Origin of the sequence: Chitinophaga sp. HK235, from assembly GCF_018255755.1 — a bacterium.
Lineage (GTDB): Bacteria > Bacteroidota > Bacteroidia > Chitinophagales > Chitinophagaceae > Chitinophaga.
On sequence record NZ_CP073766.1, the window covers coordinates 8,179,408 to 8,196,628 of the forward strand.

The following is a 17,221-nucleotide window of genomic DNA, read 5'->3' on the forward strand; positions in this document are numbered from 1 at the left end:
ATATTATTTCACTCAATCTGAATTATTTAAAGGGTCGTTTTATGTTGTACAATGGACCCTGGATATCCCTGTTAATTTTATATCTTGCGCCGATCAATACAAAAGATACGATGCGTGACCAATCGGGCGAAAATGTAAAATACTGGGAATTCAATTATACGAATGGTAATCTCGCGAAAGCATTGAAACATACATACATTAAAGGAGGTACCGGTATTACCAATACTGAAATCAGCTATAGCTATATCTACGATGACAAGGAGAATTCTTTGCAATACTTCTTCAGTAAAAACCCATATCTCACTGTTTTCTTCTCGTTAGTGGGCGGTACTCAGTACTCAATGGGTAAAAATAATATTGTGCAGATATCATATGAATCGCAGAAGGATGGAGCCCCCGGCCTCTCTGTTACACACAAAATAACGAACACGTTTGACAGTGAAACAGGATTATTGCGTAAACAGGAGGTAGCATGGAGCAATCCCGTAGTATCAATAGAGCGTGTTTATTACTATGTAAAGGCTAAATAAGTCCGGAAACCCCGGTAATAAATACAGTTTTAAAACAGGCGTCTCATGATTGTTTGAGACGCCTGTTTTTATGAGACAAATGTTTTCCCCTACTTTTGTTGCAATATTTATTGCGATGACAGACACATTGAAATTAAGACTTATCCAACCGGAGGAATTACCGTTGGTGCTGCAGCTGCTGAAGGAAGCAGCCATTGCAATTCAGGCTAAAGGACTGGACCAATGGCATGTATGGCTTGATCCTCCAAAAGAAAAAATCAGCTGGATAGAAGAGGGATTGGAGCAGAAAGAGTTTTTTGCAGTAGGGAATCAGGACAATGAACTGGCAGGCATGTTTCGCCTGGCTGATAAAGATCTTCTTTATTGGGGGGAACAAGACGCAGCGGCAGGTTATGTTCATTCACTGGTAGTCAGAAAGCAGTTTGCCGGCCAGCAATTGGGAACAGTCATATTGAACATGATTGAAGATAAACTGCTTGCTGAAGGATGTCGTTTGTTCCGGCTGGACTGTAATGCAGGCAATGCCTGGCTTTGCAGCTATTATGAGCAGCAGGGATTTAAGAAAGTAGGGGAGGTAAAGATGCCGCATTCCTTAAATAATTTGTATGAAAAGCAGATTGGTTAATGCATGATAAAGTTTTCATGTTAAATTATATAAATATTTAACTGCCACATATTTTGTAAGTTTGAATATCTGAAATTGCAAGACCCGTTTTTTCAGCGTGTAATTATATACCTGTCATGTACTTAGCCATCAACCTTGCTGGACAAAATATATCCTATAGTTTATGAAAATGAAACACGCCATTCTGCTGAAAGCAGGAGTTGCCTTATTTGTACTGGCTGCTGTATCCTGTAAAAAAAATGATACCACTGAGCCTCCGATACCTGTTGATCCTCCTGTAGTTTTTTATCTGCCGGCCACCGTTTATGAAGATGGTATGCCTGCGGATAGTTTTGTATATAATGATGATAACACCGTGGCTAAACTGTATTATTATTATGACAAGGCCACCAAAAAATATGCTCAAACTGTAGCGTTTAAATACGTTAATGGGAAATGTGTGGGCATGGAAAGGACGGAAAATGATGTGAAGTCTCAGACAGATGTCCTGGTGTATAAGGGAAACAAAGTAACTAATTATATTACCTATGAGGGCGGCAGAAAAGACTCCGCTTTTCTGACCCTGGATAACCGGAATATGGTCACCCTGTACGGAACAAAGGACACATTGAGGACCAGTGACTTTGAATCAATGGATTATACAGAGTTTACCTATGCTAATGGTAACCTCATGGGGCATCTTCATAGTTATTATTATAAGAATAGCGGTTTCTCCAATTCAGTTAAAGGAGAGGCTACCTATTCCTATGATGACAAAGTGAACACCTTACAGTATTTCTTCGCTGTCAATCCATATATTGCATTTTTACTCGGCTGGGAAGAAGGCAACCTGTTTTCAACCGGCAGAAACAACCTGACAAAATTGGTGGTTGAGTCAACTTCAAGTTCATCTGGTAAATCAACGGATACTTATAAAATCACGAATATTTTTGATGAAAAAACTGGCTTGTTAAGCAAACAACAGTTTACTGAAAATGACAAACCCATGGGGGAGCGCGTTTACAGATTTATCAGAAGTAAATAAGCTAAATTTAACGAAGTAAAAGAGGCGTCTCAACATAATGAGACGCCTCTTCTATTTTTGCTGACGCCACATTTAACTATTTAGCTCCCGCCATAAACGATTCTTTTTCCATCACCGCTACGGTATGGCGGCAGATACAGATCAGCCGCTGCTGATCGTCGGTGATTTTTATTTCCCAGATATGACTCCTGCGGCCCAGATGAATAGGGGAGGCGGTGCCATGTACATATCCTTCTCTGGCGCTTCTTATATGATTGGCATTGATCTCCATGCCTACACAGATCTCTTTGGCAGGATCTATCACCAGCGTAGAGGCAATACTGCCTACTGTTTCCGCCAATGCTACAGAAGCTCCTCCGTGCAGAATACCATAGGTTTGTACGGTGCGGTGGTCTACGGGCATGCGTATACGGAGATAATTATTGCCTGCCTCCGTGAACTCCATACCCAGGTGTTCATTCATAGTGGAGCGGCCTTTTGCATTCAATTCATGGATGTTTACTTCCGAATGCCAGATAGGTGGTTGTTCCATAACGATTTTTTATTCACCGGATGAAGGTATTGATTTCAGGGGATATTCAGGGTAAAGGACAAAAAAGAGGCACTTCGATACCGAAGTGCCTCTGCTGTAATAGTCGTCGCGTGATATTATAATTTCAGAATGATAAACTCTGTTCTGCGGTTAGCGAGGTGTTCTGCTTCCGTGCATTTTATGCCGTTGGCACAACGGTTAACCAGTTTGGTCTCTCCATATCCTTTAGCTGTCAGGCGTTGGGCATTGATACCTTTTTTAACCAGGTATGCTACGGTGGCGGCTGCACGACGTTGCGACAAGGCGAGGTTAAACGCATCGTTAGCCCTGGAATCGGTATGGGCACCCAGTTCTATCTCCCAGGTGGGATTTTCCTGCAGGAGGGTTACCAGTTTGTCCAGTTCTCTGGCTGCATCCGGACGGATATCGGATTTACCCAGATCGAAGTATATGTTATCCAGCTTGAAAGGCACATGCAGCGGTGTTTGTTCCATCTGTTTGTCCCTTTTGATGTTGACCGATGTTGTATATCCTTTCAGCGAAAGGGTATCGTGGGTGATGGCGGTATATTTTGATTTTACATAACTTAGTTCATATACGCCACCACTGTCGGCAGGGAACTGGTATTGGCCATCATCATTTGTAGATGTCTGTACAATAACGCCTGTCACTTTATGGGTGAGGGTAACGGTTACCGCTATTAATGGCATATTGGCGGTCCGGTCGGTGACAATGCCACTGATGCTGAATTGTGGTGCTGGCACCGGTTTGGGAGCAGGCGGGGTAGCTTTAATGAACCGGTAAATATCGTCACTACCTTTGCCGCCATCACGGTTGGATGCGAAATATAGCGTGCTGTCCAGCAGTGCCGGCGCAAAGTCGTCGTGGCGGCTGTTGACGGGTACTCCGAGTTGAATGATGTTCCATCCTCCTGCTTGTTGGGTGGCTTTAAAGATATCCAGTCCGCCCAGTCCCGGATGGCCATCACTGGCGAAGTAAAGGCTGCCTGCTGCATCAAAGGCGGGCGTCCGCTCATTACCAGGGGTATTGATCTGTGGGCCCATATTCACAGGACTGCTCCAGCTATTACCGGTTTTAACCGCATAATAAATATCGGTGCCTCCCTGCTGGCCCGGGCCGGTATTGGAAACAAAGTACAGGGTATCTCCGGCAGGGTTGATCCAGGGATCGCCTACAGAATACTGCAGGGTAGCATTAAAGGGCAGTTCCGGAGAAACCACCCATTGCTGCTGATCATTCAGGGTGATCTCTTTAACGCTGATGTTCATGGTCAGGATAGAATCCTTGCCCAGTGCAGAACCTGGTCTTTTTTTCAGGGTGGTCACAGCCAGATACATCGTGTTGCCGTTGCCGTTATAGGAGGCGTTGGAGCTGTGATAGGCCCCGTTGATGGTTTTCTTTTCGAGCGGCTTTATATCTGTGCTGTCTCCATTGCTTTCGTACAGATGCAGGTAACTGTTGCCGGTCCAGGTGTACATCTTCTTTTTGATGTTCTCGTTTTCGAAGAAAGCGGATTTCAGCACCTCCCGGACCGGGCGGTCAGAAGCGAAGATGTATTTGTTGTGGTAGCGGGTAATGCTCCAGTCGGAATAGGGCGAATTGAGGGCCTGCATGTTTTCCAGGGTGCCTTTAACAGGTTGGCCCAGCCAGGTGGCGGCCATACGGCAACCTTCCTGCATATGGAGGGCCAGCTTGTTGTTGGGATCAGCTTGAAGATAGTGTTGCAGATGACTGGCCGCAGCCTCGTATTTGCCGTTGTTCATCAGGATGGCGGCGTAATGCAGTTCATCGGCGGGTGTATATCCCTGGGTTTCCCAGAGATGGGCGTACCATATTTCTGCCTGCTGATAGTCTTTCGTCAGGCGGTAACTGTCTGCAGCCCCCTGTGCGGCTTTGGCACTGGGCTTTTTACGAAAGGCTTTTTCGAAAAGTGGTTTGGCTTTTTCGAAATTATAGAGCTGATAGGCGTTTAAAGCTTCCCTGTAGGCATACTGTGCTTTCGCCTGCCGGCTGAAACCTGCACCTGCCATCAGCAGGAGCAGGTAAGGAACAAACTTGCTTTGTCCGGTTAATTTCATACAACGATCATTATACAGGGTTAGAAATAACGGGGAGACATCATTCTGGCGTTTCTCCGTTTAAAGAAATAACCGATGGAAAACTCATGGGTGGGGTAGTTGGTGGCTACCGTTCCATTCATGGTCATATCGTAGGCATAGCCTACACGAAGTTTGTCGTTAACAAATACCTCGGCCATGAATACCAGCGCGGCTGGCTTCTTCAGGCTTTCCTGCAGGTTGGATTTGCGCAGGAAGGCTGTGCGGTAAGAAGCACCTATCCACAGCTTCTCACTGATCAGCAGAAAGGTATTCAGGTCTATGCTGGTAGGTCCTGCCAGATCTTCCTTAAACAATACGCTGGGCTTCAGCAACAGTTGTTCTGACAGCGGAACAAGCCCGCCCATGGTAAAATACAGATGTGGCTTCAGCGGAAGGTATTCTTTCATGGCAGCGGATTTCTGGAAGGACTGCGCCAGCAGGTTGCTGGCGGAGATGCCCGCATAGAATTTTTCCCGGTGATAGAAAATACCAAAGCGGGCATCCGGCAGCGTTCTGTTGTTTTCTCCGCTCATCAGTGCAGGATCGGTTACGGAAGAAGAGGTGGTCAGCAGTGAAACGTCCAGCCGCTGCTGGAGGAAACCTGCGCTGATACCTAATGACAGCCTGGAAGAGCCGTCTTCATTCATGGGTATACGATAAGCATAGGTAGCATATACGGAGGTTGTACTGGAGGCACCCAGTTTATCACTCATCGCCTGTAAGCCCAGTCCCACACGGTCATTATTGGCACTGCCGTCTACTGCCACTGAGAATGTTTTGGGTGCGCCGGGGTAATTGGTCCACTGGTTGCGGTAAAACGCATGGATGTTCCATTGCTCCCTGTAGCCGGCGTAGGCCGGGTTAACGTATATGCCGTTAAACATATACTGACTAAACTGCGCATCCTGCTGTGCGGAGGCGGTAACTCCGCACAGGATGAAGATCAGAACAGATAGGGCTTTATTCATAGATAATCTTTTCAGCATAAAATGTTGCATGATAGTTCATTGATTTCACGGTGATCATCGTACCAGCTGTACCCATCCTTTCAGCGATACTTTGCCGTTGGAAGTAGGACAAACCAGTTCATAGTAATAGGTACCTTCATGGAGCTGAGAACCATCCCATTCATTGCGGTAATCGTTGGAACGGTATACTACGTTGCCCCAGCGGTTGAATATCACCAGGCTTGATCCGGGGTACTTGTCTATGCCGAGGATAATGAACTTGTCGTTGATACCATCTCCGTTAGGTGTAAAGGCGGTAGGCACAAATATGTCAGCCCCTTTTATCGCCGAGCCGGCGGTAGCGGTATTATTGGTCATATCCGGATCATCGTTGGCACCAGCCACCGTGGCTGTATTCTCTACCTGGCCTCCGCTGATCAGTTTGGCGGTCACCAGCAGTCTGGCGGTTTGCTGAGGAGCCAGGGAGTCCAGTTTCCAGGTCATGGTTTTGGATACCGGTTCATAGCTGGCTTTACCTGTTGCTGTTTCAGTTTTGATTTCGGTGTCACCGATATTCTGAGCCAGTATATCGGTCACGACTACACGACTGGCGCCTTTGCTGCTGTTGTTGGTAACCGTCAGCTCAAACACGATGTTTTTGCCTACGGCGATTTCTGCCGGCTGGGTAACCAGTACCTTTTTAATAGCCAGGTCTACCAGGCGTTTGGTGACATCTACCGTAACTATAGATACATTGGATATAAATCCTGACTGGTCCTGGATATAGTAGGTAAACTGATCTGTGCCGCCGAAGCCGGGTTCCGGTGTATACGTTACCGTGCCATCCTGGTTGTCTTTTACGGTACCATGTTTGGGTAGGTCTTTAATGTAGACGGTATGACCGGTATTGCCATAGATATCGTTTTTGATCACATTGATAGTCACCGGGTCTGGTTCTTCGGTAGAAGCGGCATCATCGTTGGTACGCAGCGGTACTGGTACCGGTGTGACCGTGCTGCTGTTATTGGTGGCTACGCGATCTGTTTCGTTGCCCTTGATGGTGGCGGTGTTGGCGTAGCTGCCGGTTTTATTGACAGTAGCAGTGATGGTCAGCTGAGCGGTAGCCTGATTGGCGAGCTGGCCGATGGTCCATGAACCGGTAGCGGCGGAATAGGTGCCGGTAGAAGGATTCGCGGACTTGAAGGTGTATCCGGTTGGCAGTATATCTGTTACGATGATACCTGTTGCACCACTGGGACCGTTGTTGCCGGCAACAATGGTGAAGGTCACATCGGAACCATGCGGAGGTGCCATATTGGACACTGTCTTGGTCACTTTCAGGTCTGCAACCGGATCAGGGGTGATGGTCACCGTGCTGCTGTTATTGCTGGCGTTGGGATCTTTCTCACTGCCTTTAACGGTGGCGGTATTGGTATAGATACCAGTAGTATTCACCAACGCATCTATTTTCAGCGTTACTGTTTCTCCGGCGTTCATATCACCAATAGTCCACAGACCGGTGCTGCTGTTATAGCTGCCTTTTGCCGTGGTAGCCTGCTGGAAGCTGAAGCCGCTCTGGATAATATCTGTAACCTGTACATTGGTGGCATTGCTGGCACCGTTATTTTTTACAGTGATGGTGAAGGTTACCGGATCGCCGGTGCCAGGCACCAGCGGGCTGACGGTTTTATTCACCTGCAGGTCCGCAACCGGCACCGGTACGGGTGCGGTAATGGCGCTTTCATCATCAGCAGGTGTTTTATCTTTTTCATTTCCTTTTATGATCGCTTTGTTGTTGTAGTCGCCGGAAGGCAGTACAGTGGCTTTTATCTGAAGGGTAGCAGACTGTCCGTTGGAAAGATTGCCAATGGTCCATTTGCCGGAAGCATTATCATAAGTACCAGTTGAAGGTACAGCCTGATCAAAGCGGTAGCCGGATTGCAGTATGTCCGTCACCGTTACACCGGTAGCATTGGAAGGACCGTTATTGCTGGCGGTGATGGTAAAGGTTACCTGGCTGCTTACATCCGGCGTGCTGTTGCTGATCGTTTTTACTACGCTGAGGTTGGCCACCGGTGTAGGCGTTGGCGTTACAGTGCTGGTGTTATTGGCAGGTACGCGGTCAACTTCATTGCCGGCGATAGTGGCAGTGTTGCTGTAGCTGCCGCCCGCGAGCACCGTAGCTTGTATGGTGAGGGTAGCAGTTGCGTTTTGTGTCAGTGTACCAATATTCCAGCTGCCGGCAGTGTAGGTGCCGGTAGCGGTATTGCTGGTTACCAGTGAATAGCCGGCTGGCAGTACGTCTGTTACGATAACGCCGGTGGCCTTGCTGGGTCCGTGGTTAGTGGCCTGGATGGTGAAGGTCACGATCTCACCAACATCAGGTGTGCTGTTGTCTACTGTTTTAGTTACTGCCAGATCACTCACCGGAATACGGGTTACAGAAGCATCCTGTTGATTGTTGGTCAGGTTAGGATCATATTCTGTACCGGCGATAGTGGCGGTATTGGTGTAATTGCCTTCCGGATTAACGGTCGCTGTGATTTGCAGGATCTGGCTGGCACCACTGTTCATGGTACCAATGTTCCATTTGCCGGAGACATTGTCGTAACCTGCAGCCGGATTAGCGCTTACGAAGCTGAAGCCGGTCGGGAGCAGGTCTGTCACTACTACGTTGGTGGCGGTGCTGGGCCCGTTGTTGGTGGCTGTCAGCGTGAAGGTTACGTTACTGGCTGCATCTGCAGTGGTTTTGTCAACTGTTTTCAGCACTACCAGGTCTGTCACGGGTCTTACCTGTGGAGCAGGAATGGTAGCGGTATTATCGCTGTTATCGTTGTCTTTTACTGGTGAACTGATGGTGGCTGTATTGTTGTAATCACCGGTGGGCAGCACTTTGGCGGTGATGGTCAGCGTTTGAACATCTCCGTTGGCCATGTTGCCGATAGTCCAGATACCGGTAGTTTCATCATAAGCGCCGGCAGTTGTTGTTTTAGCGGTGAACTGGTAACCATTTTTCAGTAGGTCCGTTACCGTTACACCGGTTGCTGCACTGGGACCGTTGTTGGTGGCGGTAATTGTAAAGGTGACAGTAGAACCGGCATCGGGTTTATCGTTGCTGATGGTTTTGGTCACTTTAAGATTGGCCACCGTAACGGGTACCGGTGTTACTGTACTGCTGTTGTTGGTAGGGATGCGGTCTGCTTCTGTTCCGCTGATAGTAGCAGTATTGCTGTAGTTGCCGGTAGCTTTTACAGTAGCGCTGATGGTCATGTTGACGATAGCATTTGCATCCATCGCTCCGATGTTCCAGATACCGCTGCCACTGTTGAAGGCACCCTGGCCCGGTGTGGCGCTAACGAAGGTATAACCAGTGGGTAATACATCAGTTACTTTTACGCCGGTGGCCTTGCTGGGACCATGATTGATGGCTTTGATCGTGAAGGTGATGGTCCGGCCGGCATCCGGTGTATTATCACTCACGGTTTTTATTACTTCCAGATCAGTAACAGGTGTGCGGGTAACCGTAATGCTGCTGCTGTTATTGTTGGGCTGTGGATCGTATTCGTCACCTGCAACGGTTGCAGTATTGGTATAATCTCCCTCCGGGTTGACGGTGGCAGTAATATCCAGTTGCAGGCTGCTGTTGGCAGGCATGTTGCCGATTGTCCATACACCATTGCTGTAAGTAGCCAGGGAGGCTGCTTTGAAGGTGAAGCCGCCGGGCAGGAGATCATTTACTTTCACATTGGTAGCATCGCTGACACCATTGTTGGTGACGGTTAATGTAAACTTCACATCGCTGCCTGCATCTGCCACTGGTTTATCTACCTGTTTGGTGATGGCCAGGTCTGTTATCTGTCTTACTGTTGGTGTAACAGTTGCAGTGTTGTTGGCCGGATTGGAATCTTTCTCATCAGCCTTAGCAGTGGCGGTATTGCTGTAGCTACCGGTAGGCTTTACTTTAGCCGTAATCATCAGATTTTCCGGAATACCTGGTGCCATCTGAAGCATTTTCCACTGACCAGTAGCCGGATCATAGGTGCCTTTGCTAGGAGTAGCAGATATAAACTGATACCCGCCTGGCAGCAAATCAGTCACCACAACATTGTTGGCCTGGTTAGGGCCGTTATTAATGACGCTGACGGTAAATATCACCGTAGAACCGGCATCGGGAGCGAAATTGTTAACTGTTTTAGTCACTGCCAGATCTGCAATGTATACCACAGCCGGCGTTACGGAAGAAGTATTATTACCTGGTACTTTATCTTTTTCGGTAGCAATAACAGTAGCGGTGTTGGTGTAATTACCGCTTGCATTTACAGTCACCGATAATTTCAGCGTTTCTGTCTGGCCTTTGAGCATGGTGCCTACATTCCATATGCCAGCGGAATAGGTGCCGGCAGAAGGAGTGGTGGCGATCACCGTGTAGCCGTTGGGGATAGCATCGGTTACCTTTACGTTGGTAGCCTTGCTTGGGCCGTTGTTGGTGACAGTAATGGTGAAGTTGACAGTGGAACCTACTTCGGGAGTAGCATTGTCAATGGTTTTATTGACTGCCAGATCGGCCACCTGGGCCACTACTACATTGGTATTGGCATTGTTGTTTGCCAGTGTGGTTTCATCTTCAATGCCATATACATGTGCTCCGAAATTGTAAATAGCATCCGGCAGCAGTGTAGCTACTATTTTCAGTGTGATGGTGGACCCTGCAGTGAGATTACCAATGGTCCAGATACCGGTTGCCGGATTATAGCTGGCTTTGTCTTTAGATACAAACGTATATCCAATCGGGAGCTGAAGGTTCTCTACTGTTACGCCGGTAGCATCACTGGGACCATTATTTTTAATGTTGACATTAAACGTAAGGTTATTACCTACGTCCGGTGTACCTATAGTGGCGATGGTCACCTGCAGGTCGGTACGTGGCTTAACCGTTGGTGCGGGAACGGTGGCTACATCATTGGCCGGATTGGTGTCGTTGTCTGTAGTGATGATGGTGGCAGTGTTGCCATAGCTGCCGGTAGGTTTGAAGTTGGCTGTCAGCGTAAGCGTCACTACTTCATCTTTCAACATAGTACCAATCTTCCACAAACCAGTGGCGGCATCAAATGTTCCTTTGCCGGGAGTTGCATTCCAGTTGGTATATCCATTCGGAAGCACATCGGTTACATTGGCATCATAACAGTTGTTAGGTCCATAGTTCCTCACTTTGATGATGAAGGTCGTAGGATCTCCCGGATATATCGGGTTGGTGGTGGTTACGATTTGTTTGGTAACACCCAGGTCAACTTTTTCTCTCGGTACAATCGTTACGGTAGCCACGTTATTACCCGGTACCGGATCATCTTCGTTCAGTACGATGCTGGCGGTATTGGTAAAATTGGACCGGTCAATATCTGCTGTTACGGTAGTTGCAATAGTTTGTGTCAGGGTGGTGTTGGCAGCCATATTGCCGATGGTCCAGGTGTATTGCCGGAGCCCGGGATCATAGGTTACACCGGATGGCAATGTGCCGGTAGGCTCAAGACCGGAAGGCAGTTTATCGGTAACCACTACGCCGGTAGCGTCGCTAAGGCCGGCATTTTTAGCGGTCAGCGTGTAGAGGATAGCATCTCCTACATTAGGTTTAGGATTATCAACAGTTTTGGTGATCTGTACATCGGCAGCGGGTTTGGGTGTGAGCGTAACGGTCGCACTGTTGTTGCCGGTATTAATATCTTCCGGAATATTACAAGAAGCGGTATTCGAGAAATTTCCGCTTGCTTTTACGAATGCGGTGATGGTGAGCACTCTTTGTTCACCGGCTTTTAGTTTGCCGATTGTCCATACCGTATTGTCGTAGCTGGTGCCTCCCGGAACATTGGAACTCTGGATCGTAAAGCCGTCTCCGGGTGCTTCGGGCACGGTAACGCCTATAGCATCACCCGCACCTATGTTGGTGGCGGTGATGGTAAATACTACGGTGGTGCCTACATAAGGTGTTAGGTTTGAAACGGTTTTAGTGATCTGTATATCCGGCCTTTCAATTTTCACGGGTGTAGGTGAATTATCATCGAAGGCGGTGCCATTATGATTGGCATCGGGCTCAAGACCATTGACGGATATGTCTGATACAGCAGAGCCGCCGGCATTGCCGGTGGCAGTAGCCTGTGTATTGAAGGTACCATACTGGCCATTGTTTTTAAGGTTGACGATGACCGTCACAGTAGCGGAGGAGCCGGCAGCCAGTGTATTCGTGCCCGTTAGAAGATTGGTGTTGCCGCCTGCCCCTGTAAAAGAGCCATTAGCTGTGACTCCATTGGCTGATACTGACTTTATCGTAAACGCCATAGGTGCCGGAAAAGTGGCAGACAGGTCTGCCACAGTCTGTACCTGTGTAAGCGCTATACCACCTATATTCTGAATCGTATAGGTGTAGGTGATATTATAGCTGCCATCGGCCTGTAAATCCGGGGCTCCTGCTGCAACGGCAATGCCTATTGCAGGGAACTGGAAAGTGGCGGAAGCAATATCACTCACCGGAGTAGCGCCTACGGAAGCCGTTCCGCTGGCGCCGGTAGTGTTTTTATAGGTTCCGGTCTGGGCCTTTGCTCCGGCCAGAAAGGCCAGCAGGAGTAGAGCAGTCAACCGGTATTTTACGGCAAGGAATGTTTTCTTGGTCATAGGTTTATTGTTGAACTGCTAGAAAAATTTTACGTTGATAGTGAGGGTAATGCTAGCAGTAGCTCCTGGCGCAAGAGAGGCCTGGCCGGGTTGCAGCAGATTGATGTCGGTTTTACCGTCGAAGGCGTTATTGTATCCGTTGATACCCGTGAGGGAATGGCTGGTAACAGTATAGGTGGCGGCAGGAGGTAAAGATGCCGGTATATAATCTGTCACCTGCACATTGTTGATGGTAACAGCCGTGGCAGGGTTATGCAGGGTGAAGGTAAACTGAATATTATAGGAGCCATCGCTGTTTTGTGTGGGCTGCGTAGCTGCTTTGGTAACCTTGATACCACAATCATCTACATTCACCTGTACATCAGCACTGCTGGCAGGGCATACACCGTTGGTGGTGGTCCAGCGGAAAGTGTAGGTACCCGGTGCGAGGCCATTGACGCCGGAAGCAGGATTGTTGGGTACATCGAATACCGGTGTACCTGCAGCACTACTGATTACAGACCAGATACCTGTTCCTATGGCAGGCGCCTGGGCGTTTAATGTTAACGGGCTATAGAGACAGATATTCTGTGTAACACCAGCATTAGCGGGTGATGGCTTATCATATACTTTGACAGGGAATTCGCTGGTGCTGGCACAGCTGCCGGAGTTGATGGTCCAGCGCAGCAGATATTCACCTGCGGTGACGTTAGACACCGTCGTCTGCGGATCATCTGCTGTAAAGGTAAACGGTGCAGGAGACCCATCTGCTTTTTCGATGGTCCATTTACCGGTTTCACCAGCCTGCGGTGCATTGGCATGCAGGGTAATAGCGGTGCTGGTACCGCTGAGAATACAGTGAGCATCCGGAACAGTCTTGCCTACGTTGGCATCGGCCGGGTTAGGTGGCACGGAGGTGACCTTTACATTTACCAACGCTGATTTGGAAGGACATACGCCGCTGCTGATAGTCCAGCGGAAAGCATACTGTCCTACTATTGTTCCCAGTACTTTGGTGGAAGGTGCGTTGATGCCTTCAATCACAGCAGTATTGCCAGCAGGCACTGTTTCAAAGCTCCAGGTTCCGATACCGGAAGTGGGTGTGATAGCATTAAGCTGAATATTATTGATGCAGGCATTGTTTTGATCGGCTCCGGGCTGTGGATCGGAGGGTTCAGCAGAAACAACGATCCGCATGATATCGGAGTTGCTGGTGCAGTAGCCGTTGGAGACGGTCCATTTGAACACATATATACCTGGCAGCAGGTTGTCTACTGCAGTATTGGGTAAGGCTGTGTTTTGTATAACCGGATCGGTGGCACCATCCGGCTTGCTGTCTACCGTCCATATGCCGGTGCCGTAGGATGGTGTGGTTGCCTGCAGGGTAGTAGATATACTGCTGGTTGTTTTAGGAAGACAGAATTGCTGGTCTGGCCCGGCGGCTGCGGTGGAAGGCAGGGCGCTGGTGATAATGGTCGCTTCTGCGCTGGTGCTGTTGCAACCTGCATCAGCTGCGATGGTATAAGTAAATTTATAAGTGTTGCCAGGAGTCATGTTGGTGATCACCGCAGCATTGCTGGCATTAGGTTTTATAGTGGGACCTGCAGGGCCTCCGGTTTGGCTCCAGGTGCCGGTGCTGCCTTCATTACCGGTGATCATCGCGGTAGTTGCATTACAGAGTTGCTGGGTAGTCGTTTGAATCTTTGCACTTTCTTTCACTGTCAGTATTACCTCATCTGTTTTTAATGCACAATCAGGACCGCTGCTGGCAGCCCATTGCAGCTTATATGTACCGGTCTTTAATTTGGAGATCGTGGTTTTAGGATCAGACGGATTATCAAACTGCGGATTGGAAGGGCCACTCAATACACTCCAGGTACCGATACCGTTGGTGATAGTGTTGGCATTCAGTGTAGCCATGGCACCATCGCATACAACCTGGTCTGGTCCTGCATTAGGATCACTGGGAGGTGTGGTGATGGTGTAGGTCACTTCGCTGTAATTGACATCACAGGCGCCGTTGCTGATGGTCCAGCGGAAAATGTAACGGCCGTCTGAGAGATTATTGACACTGGTATTATATTGAGAAGGGTTGACGATGGTGATGCCACCAGGCCCTTGTTGCTGGCTCCATTTGCCGGTGCCGACAGCAGGATCATTACCCTGCAGGGTGATGCTGGGGCTGCCACAGAGGCGCTGGTTGGTGCCGGCGTTGGCGGTGGTGGCAGGAGTCGCGATGGTGTACAATACAGTATCGCGGGTAGCAGGACAGCCGTTGCGGGAAAGGCTCCATTCCAGCTGATAGGTGCCATTGCCGGCGCCGGTTACACCGGTATTAGGCTGGGTGTCATCGGTAAAGGTCAGGCCATTGCTGCTGCCGATGACGGTCCATTTACCGGATTCGCCGTTGGCAGGTGTATTGCCGGCCAGCGTGAGGGCAGTGGTTCCTGCGGGGAGGCATTTGTCTGGCCCGGCCACAGCCTGTTTAGGGCCAGCTACAGCCGAAGTGGTGATATGCACGTTGGCGGAGTTCTGGCCACAGCTGTTTTTGACAGTCCAGGTAAAGGTATAGGCCGTGTTAGGAGCCATGCCGGTAACAGTGGCCAGCGGGTCTGCGGGATCAGAGAATATCACACCGGTGGCGGGTGTTGCACTCCACAAACCGTTTTCATTGACACCGGGTTTGTTGCCTTGTAATTTATAGGGAGTACTGTTACAAATAGTCTGGTCTTGTCCGGCTGCTGCGGCAGTAGGATTTCTGTCGGACACTACTACCTGTACATCGGCCTGCTGGTTGGGGCAGCCCATGTTGCCGGTGATGATCCAGCGGAAGGTATAGGTACCATTGAGCAGTTGTGAAATCAGTGTGGTAGGGTCTTTCCTGTCTGCTATCTGAGCGATGCCCGGACCACTTACCTGCGACCAGCTGCCGGTACCTATTGCTGGTGTGTTGCCGGCGAGATGTGTTTCGGTGATACTACAGGCCAGTACCTGCCGTGTGCCGGCGTTGGCAGCAGTAGGAGACTGGGAGATCTGTACATATACATCTGCATACTGGTCCTGGCATCCGCCGGAACCGTTGTTGGTGGTTCTTCTCAGACGAACAAGATAAGTGCCGGGGATGGTATACTGTGGTAAAAGCAGCGGGTAGGCGGCATCTGCAAAACCTGTGGTCGGTACACCTGCCGGAGCACTGATCAGTGACCATTGTGTTTTGTCTCCGCCGGTATAGCTGTAATTGACTGTCACGAACGAAGCATTGCAGGGAGCCACTACCGGTGATGGTGCTGTAATAGTAGGAGGCACGGTGTATTTGACAGTGTAGACCCCGGAGGTATTACAACCGGTGTTAGGATTACTGATCGTATAACGGAACGCGCTGTTTTGTCCGTTAAGATTTTTTACTTCTGTAGAAGGACTGTTGGGAGAAACGATGGTACCTGCTCCTGAAACGTTGGTCCAGGTGATGGTTTCGCCGGCATAGGCGGGTGTAAGCCCGGTGATGATGGTGCTGGTGCGGCCATCGCAATAGGTAGCTTCTGCATCCCTGGCAACGGTGACAGACTGTGTGCCTACCGGTACAGTGAGGGTAACGTCTGCAGTGCCATTAGCACAGGGACCTTGTACTGTCCAACGGAGTTTATACGTGCCCGTAGTCAGGTTGGAAACGGTAGCTTTATGATCATGTATATTGCTGAATACCGGAACGGTAGGACCGCTGAGTACAGACCAGGTGCCCTGTTGCCCGTTGATATTGGTACCACCAAAAGAGGCGTTCATGACGGCTGACTGTGTGGTGGTATAACAGTTGCCGAGTACCTGGTCAGCCCCGGCTGTCACGGGCATTACGCCACCGGGATAGGTAACAACGATATCATCGGAAGAGCGGCAGGAGTTATTACTGGTGATAGTCCAGTGGAAGGTGGCAGTTCCTGCTTTATCCGCATCTGTTTTGATATTGAGTACAGGATTAGTTGGGCTGCTGATCATGGTGATGCCCTGAGGGCTACCATCCAGTGTCCAGATGCCGCTTTCGCCGGTACCTGCAGCATTAGCCTGCAGTGTACCGCCTGGCGGGCAAACGCTGATGTCTGCGCCGGCGTTGGCGATAGTGGCCGGATAGGTATTGTAGATTACTTCATCAAATATCAGAGAGCCATCTACACATTTGGCTGAAAGCCTGAATTTATAGGTGTTTCCGGGTGTGTATCCCAATATTTCCGATGTGAGGCTTCCAGGGTTTTTGATGGTGACGGCAGGGCCGCCAACCTGAGTCCACACGGGATTGACGGCGATGAGTCCACTGCTGGAGCCGGCAAGAATAAATTTGTTGTTGGGACAAACAGACGTTGTTACGCCTGCGTTGATAGTACAGTTTTGGGCTAAAGCATATGTCGCTGGCAGGCAAAGCAATGCCAGTGCGATGCTACGAAGGAGACCGCTCATTATGTGGTAGTAGTATGAATAAAAAATCTGCTAATTGAATTGAGCGCAAATATATATATGTAAACTATAATAAAACATTATTAACACATATAAATTAATTTATAACTGATTGAGATTTATAATTTATATTTAATTGAAAATTAAATATTTATATCATGTTTGAGCAATATATTCAATACTGACCGGGAATTTTCCCGGTCTCTCTTTTTAGTAAGCTAAATCGGTAGGTATCTCACATGAGAAGTAAAAATGTTGGATGCGCTGAAACATGAAGAGATCTGACTGAAAGAAAGTGAGGAAAGATGGTGCCATTTCATATCATCATTTTTTTACTGATATTTGCTCTCCCTTTTTA

Annotated in this window: 8 protein-coding genes; 3 read left to right on the forward strand and 5 right to left on the reverse strand. The window is 48.9% G+C overall.

The window, feature by feature from the left end:
- The first annotated feature begins 110 nt into the window (after positions 1 to 110).
- The 3 genes from KD145_RS31660 (at position 111) to KD145_RS31670 (ending at position 2,179) form a co-directional block, all read left to right on the forward strand.
- On the forward strand, positions 111 to 530 hold the full coding sequence (locus KD145_RS31660; RefSeq protein WP_212003783.1) for a hypothetical protein: 420 nt from the start codon (positions 111 to 113) through the stop codon (positions 528 to 530).
- Positions 531 to 645: 115 nt separating this feature from the next.
- Entirely contained in the window at positions 646 to 1,155 is a 510-nt protein-coding gene (locus KD145_RS31665) for a GNAT family N-acetyltransferase (RefSeq protein WP_212003784.1), read from the forward strand.
- 163 nt (positions 1,156 to 1,318) lie between these two features.
- A complete protein-coding gene (locus KD145_RS31670; RefSeq protein ID WP_212003785.1) occupies positions 1,319 to 2,179 on the forward strand; it encodes a hypothetical protein in 861 nt (286 codons plus the stop codon).
- A gap of 76 nt (positions 2,180 to 2,255) precedes the next feature.
- On the opposite strand, the gene KD145_RS31675 is transcribed toward KD145_RS31670, so the two are convergent.
- From KD145_RS31675 to KD145_RS31695, 5 genes are all read right to left on the reverse strand, one after another.
- Positions 2,256 to 2,711 (reverse strand): hotdog fold thioesterase, encoded by a 456-nt coding sequence (locus KD145_RS31675; RefSeq protein WP_212003786.1) that lies wholly within the window; start codon positions 2,709 to 2,711, stop codon positions 2,256 to 2,258.
- 116 nt (positions 2,712 to 2,827) lie between these two features.
- A complete protein-coding gene (locus KD145_RS31680; protein ID WP_212003787.1) occupies positions 2,828 to 4,810 on the reverse strand; it encodes an OmpA family protein in 1,983 nt (660 codons plus the stop codon).
- A gap of 20 nt (positions 4,811 to 4,830) precedes the next feature.
- Positions 4,831 to 5,799: a type IX secretion system membrane protein PorP/SprF gene (locus KD145_RS31685; protein WP_212003788.1), complete on the reverse strand. Its 969-nt coding sequence runs from the start codon at positions 5,797 to 5,799 to the stop codon at positions 4,831 to 4,833.
- Between the two features lie 54 nt (positions 5,800 to 5,853).
- On the reverse strand, positions 5,854 to 12,441 hold the full coding sequence (locus KD145_RS31690; RefSeq protein WP_212003789.1) for a gliding motility-associated C-terminal domain-containing protein: 6,588 nt from the start codon (positions 12,439 to 12,441) through the stop codon (positions 5,854 to 5,856).
- 18 nt (positions 12,442 to 12,459) lie between these two features.
- Positions 12,460 to 16,866 (reverse strand): hypothetical protein, encoded by a 4,407-nt coding sequence (locus tag KD145_RS31695; protein ID WP_212003790.1) that lies wholly within the window; start codon positions 16,864 to 16,866, stop codon positions 12,460 to 12,462.
- Positions 16,867 to 17,221 lie beyond the last annotated feature (355 nt).

What these genes read in the sequence shown, in the direction of transcription:
- KD145_RS31660 (WP_212003783.1), top strand. Translation starts at nt 111, where the DNA reads ATGCGTGACCAATCGGGCGAAAATGTAAAATACTGGGAATTCAATTAT.
- KD145_RS31665 (WP_212003784.1), top strand. Translation starts at nt 646, where the DNA reads ATGACAGACACATTGAAATTAAGACTTATCCAACCGGAGGAATTACCG.
- KD145_RS31670 (WP_212003785.1), top strand. Translation starts at nt 1,319, where the DNA reads ATGAAAATGAAACACGCCATTCTGCTGAAAGCAGGAGTTGCCTTATTT.
- KD145_RS31675 (WP_212003786.1), bottom strand. Translation starts at nt 2,711, where the DNA reads ATGGAACAACCACCTATCTGGCATTCGGAAGTAAACATCCATGAATTG.
- KD145_RS31680 (WP_212003787.1), bottom strand. Translation starts at nt 4,810, where the DNA reads ATGAAATTAACCGGACAAAGCAAGTTTGTTCCTTACCTGCTCCTGCTG.
- KD145_RS31685 (WP_212003788.1), bottom strand. Translation starts at nt 5,799, where the DNA reads ATGAATAAAGCCCTATCTGTTCTGATCTTCATCCTGTGCGGAGTTACC.
- KD145_RS31690 (WP_212003789.1), bottom strand. Translation starts at nt 12,441, where the DNA reads ATGACCAAGAAAACATTCCTTGCCGTAAAATACCGGTTGACTGCTCTA.
- KD145_RS31695 (WP_212003790.1), bottom strand. Translation starts at nt 16,866, where the DNA reads ATGAGCGGTCTCCTTCGTAGCATCGCACTGGCATTGCTTTGCCTGCCA.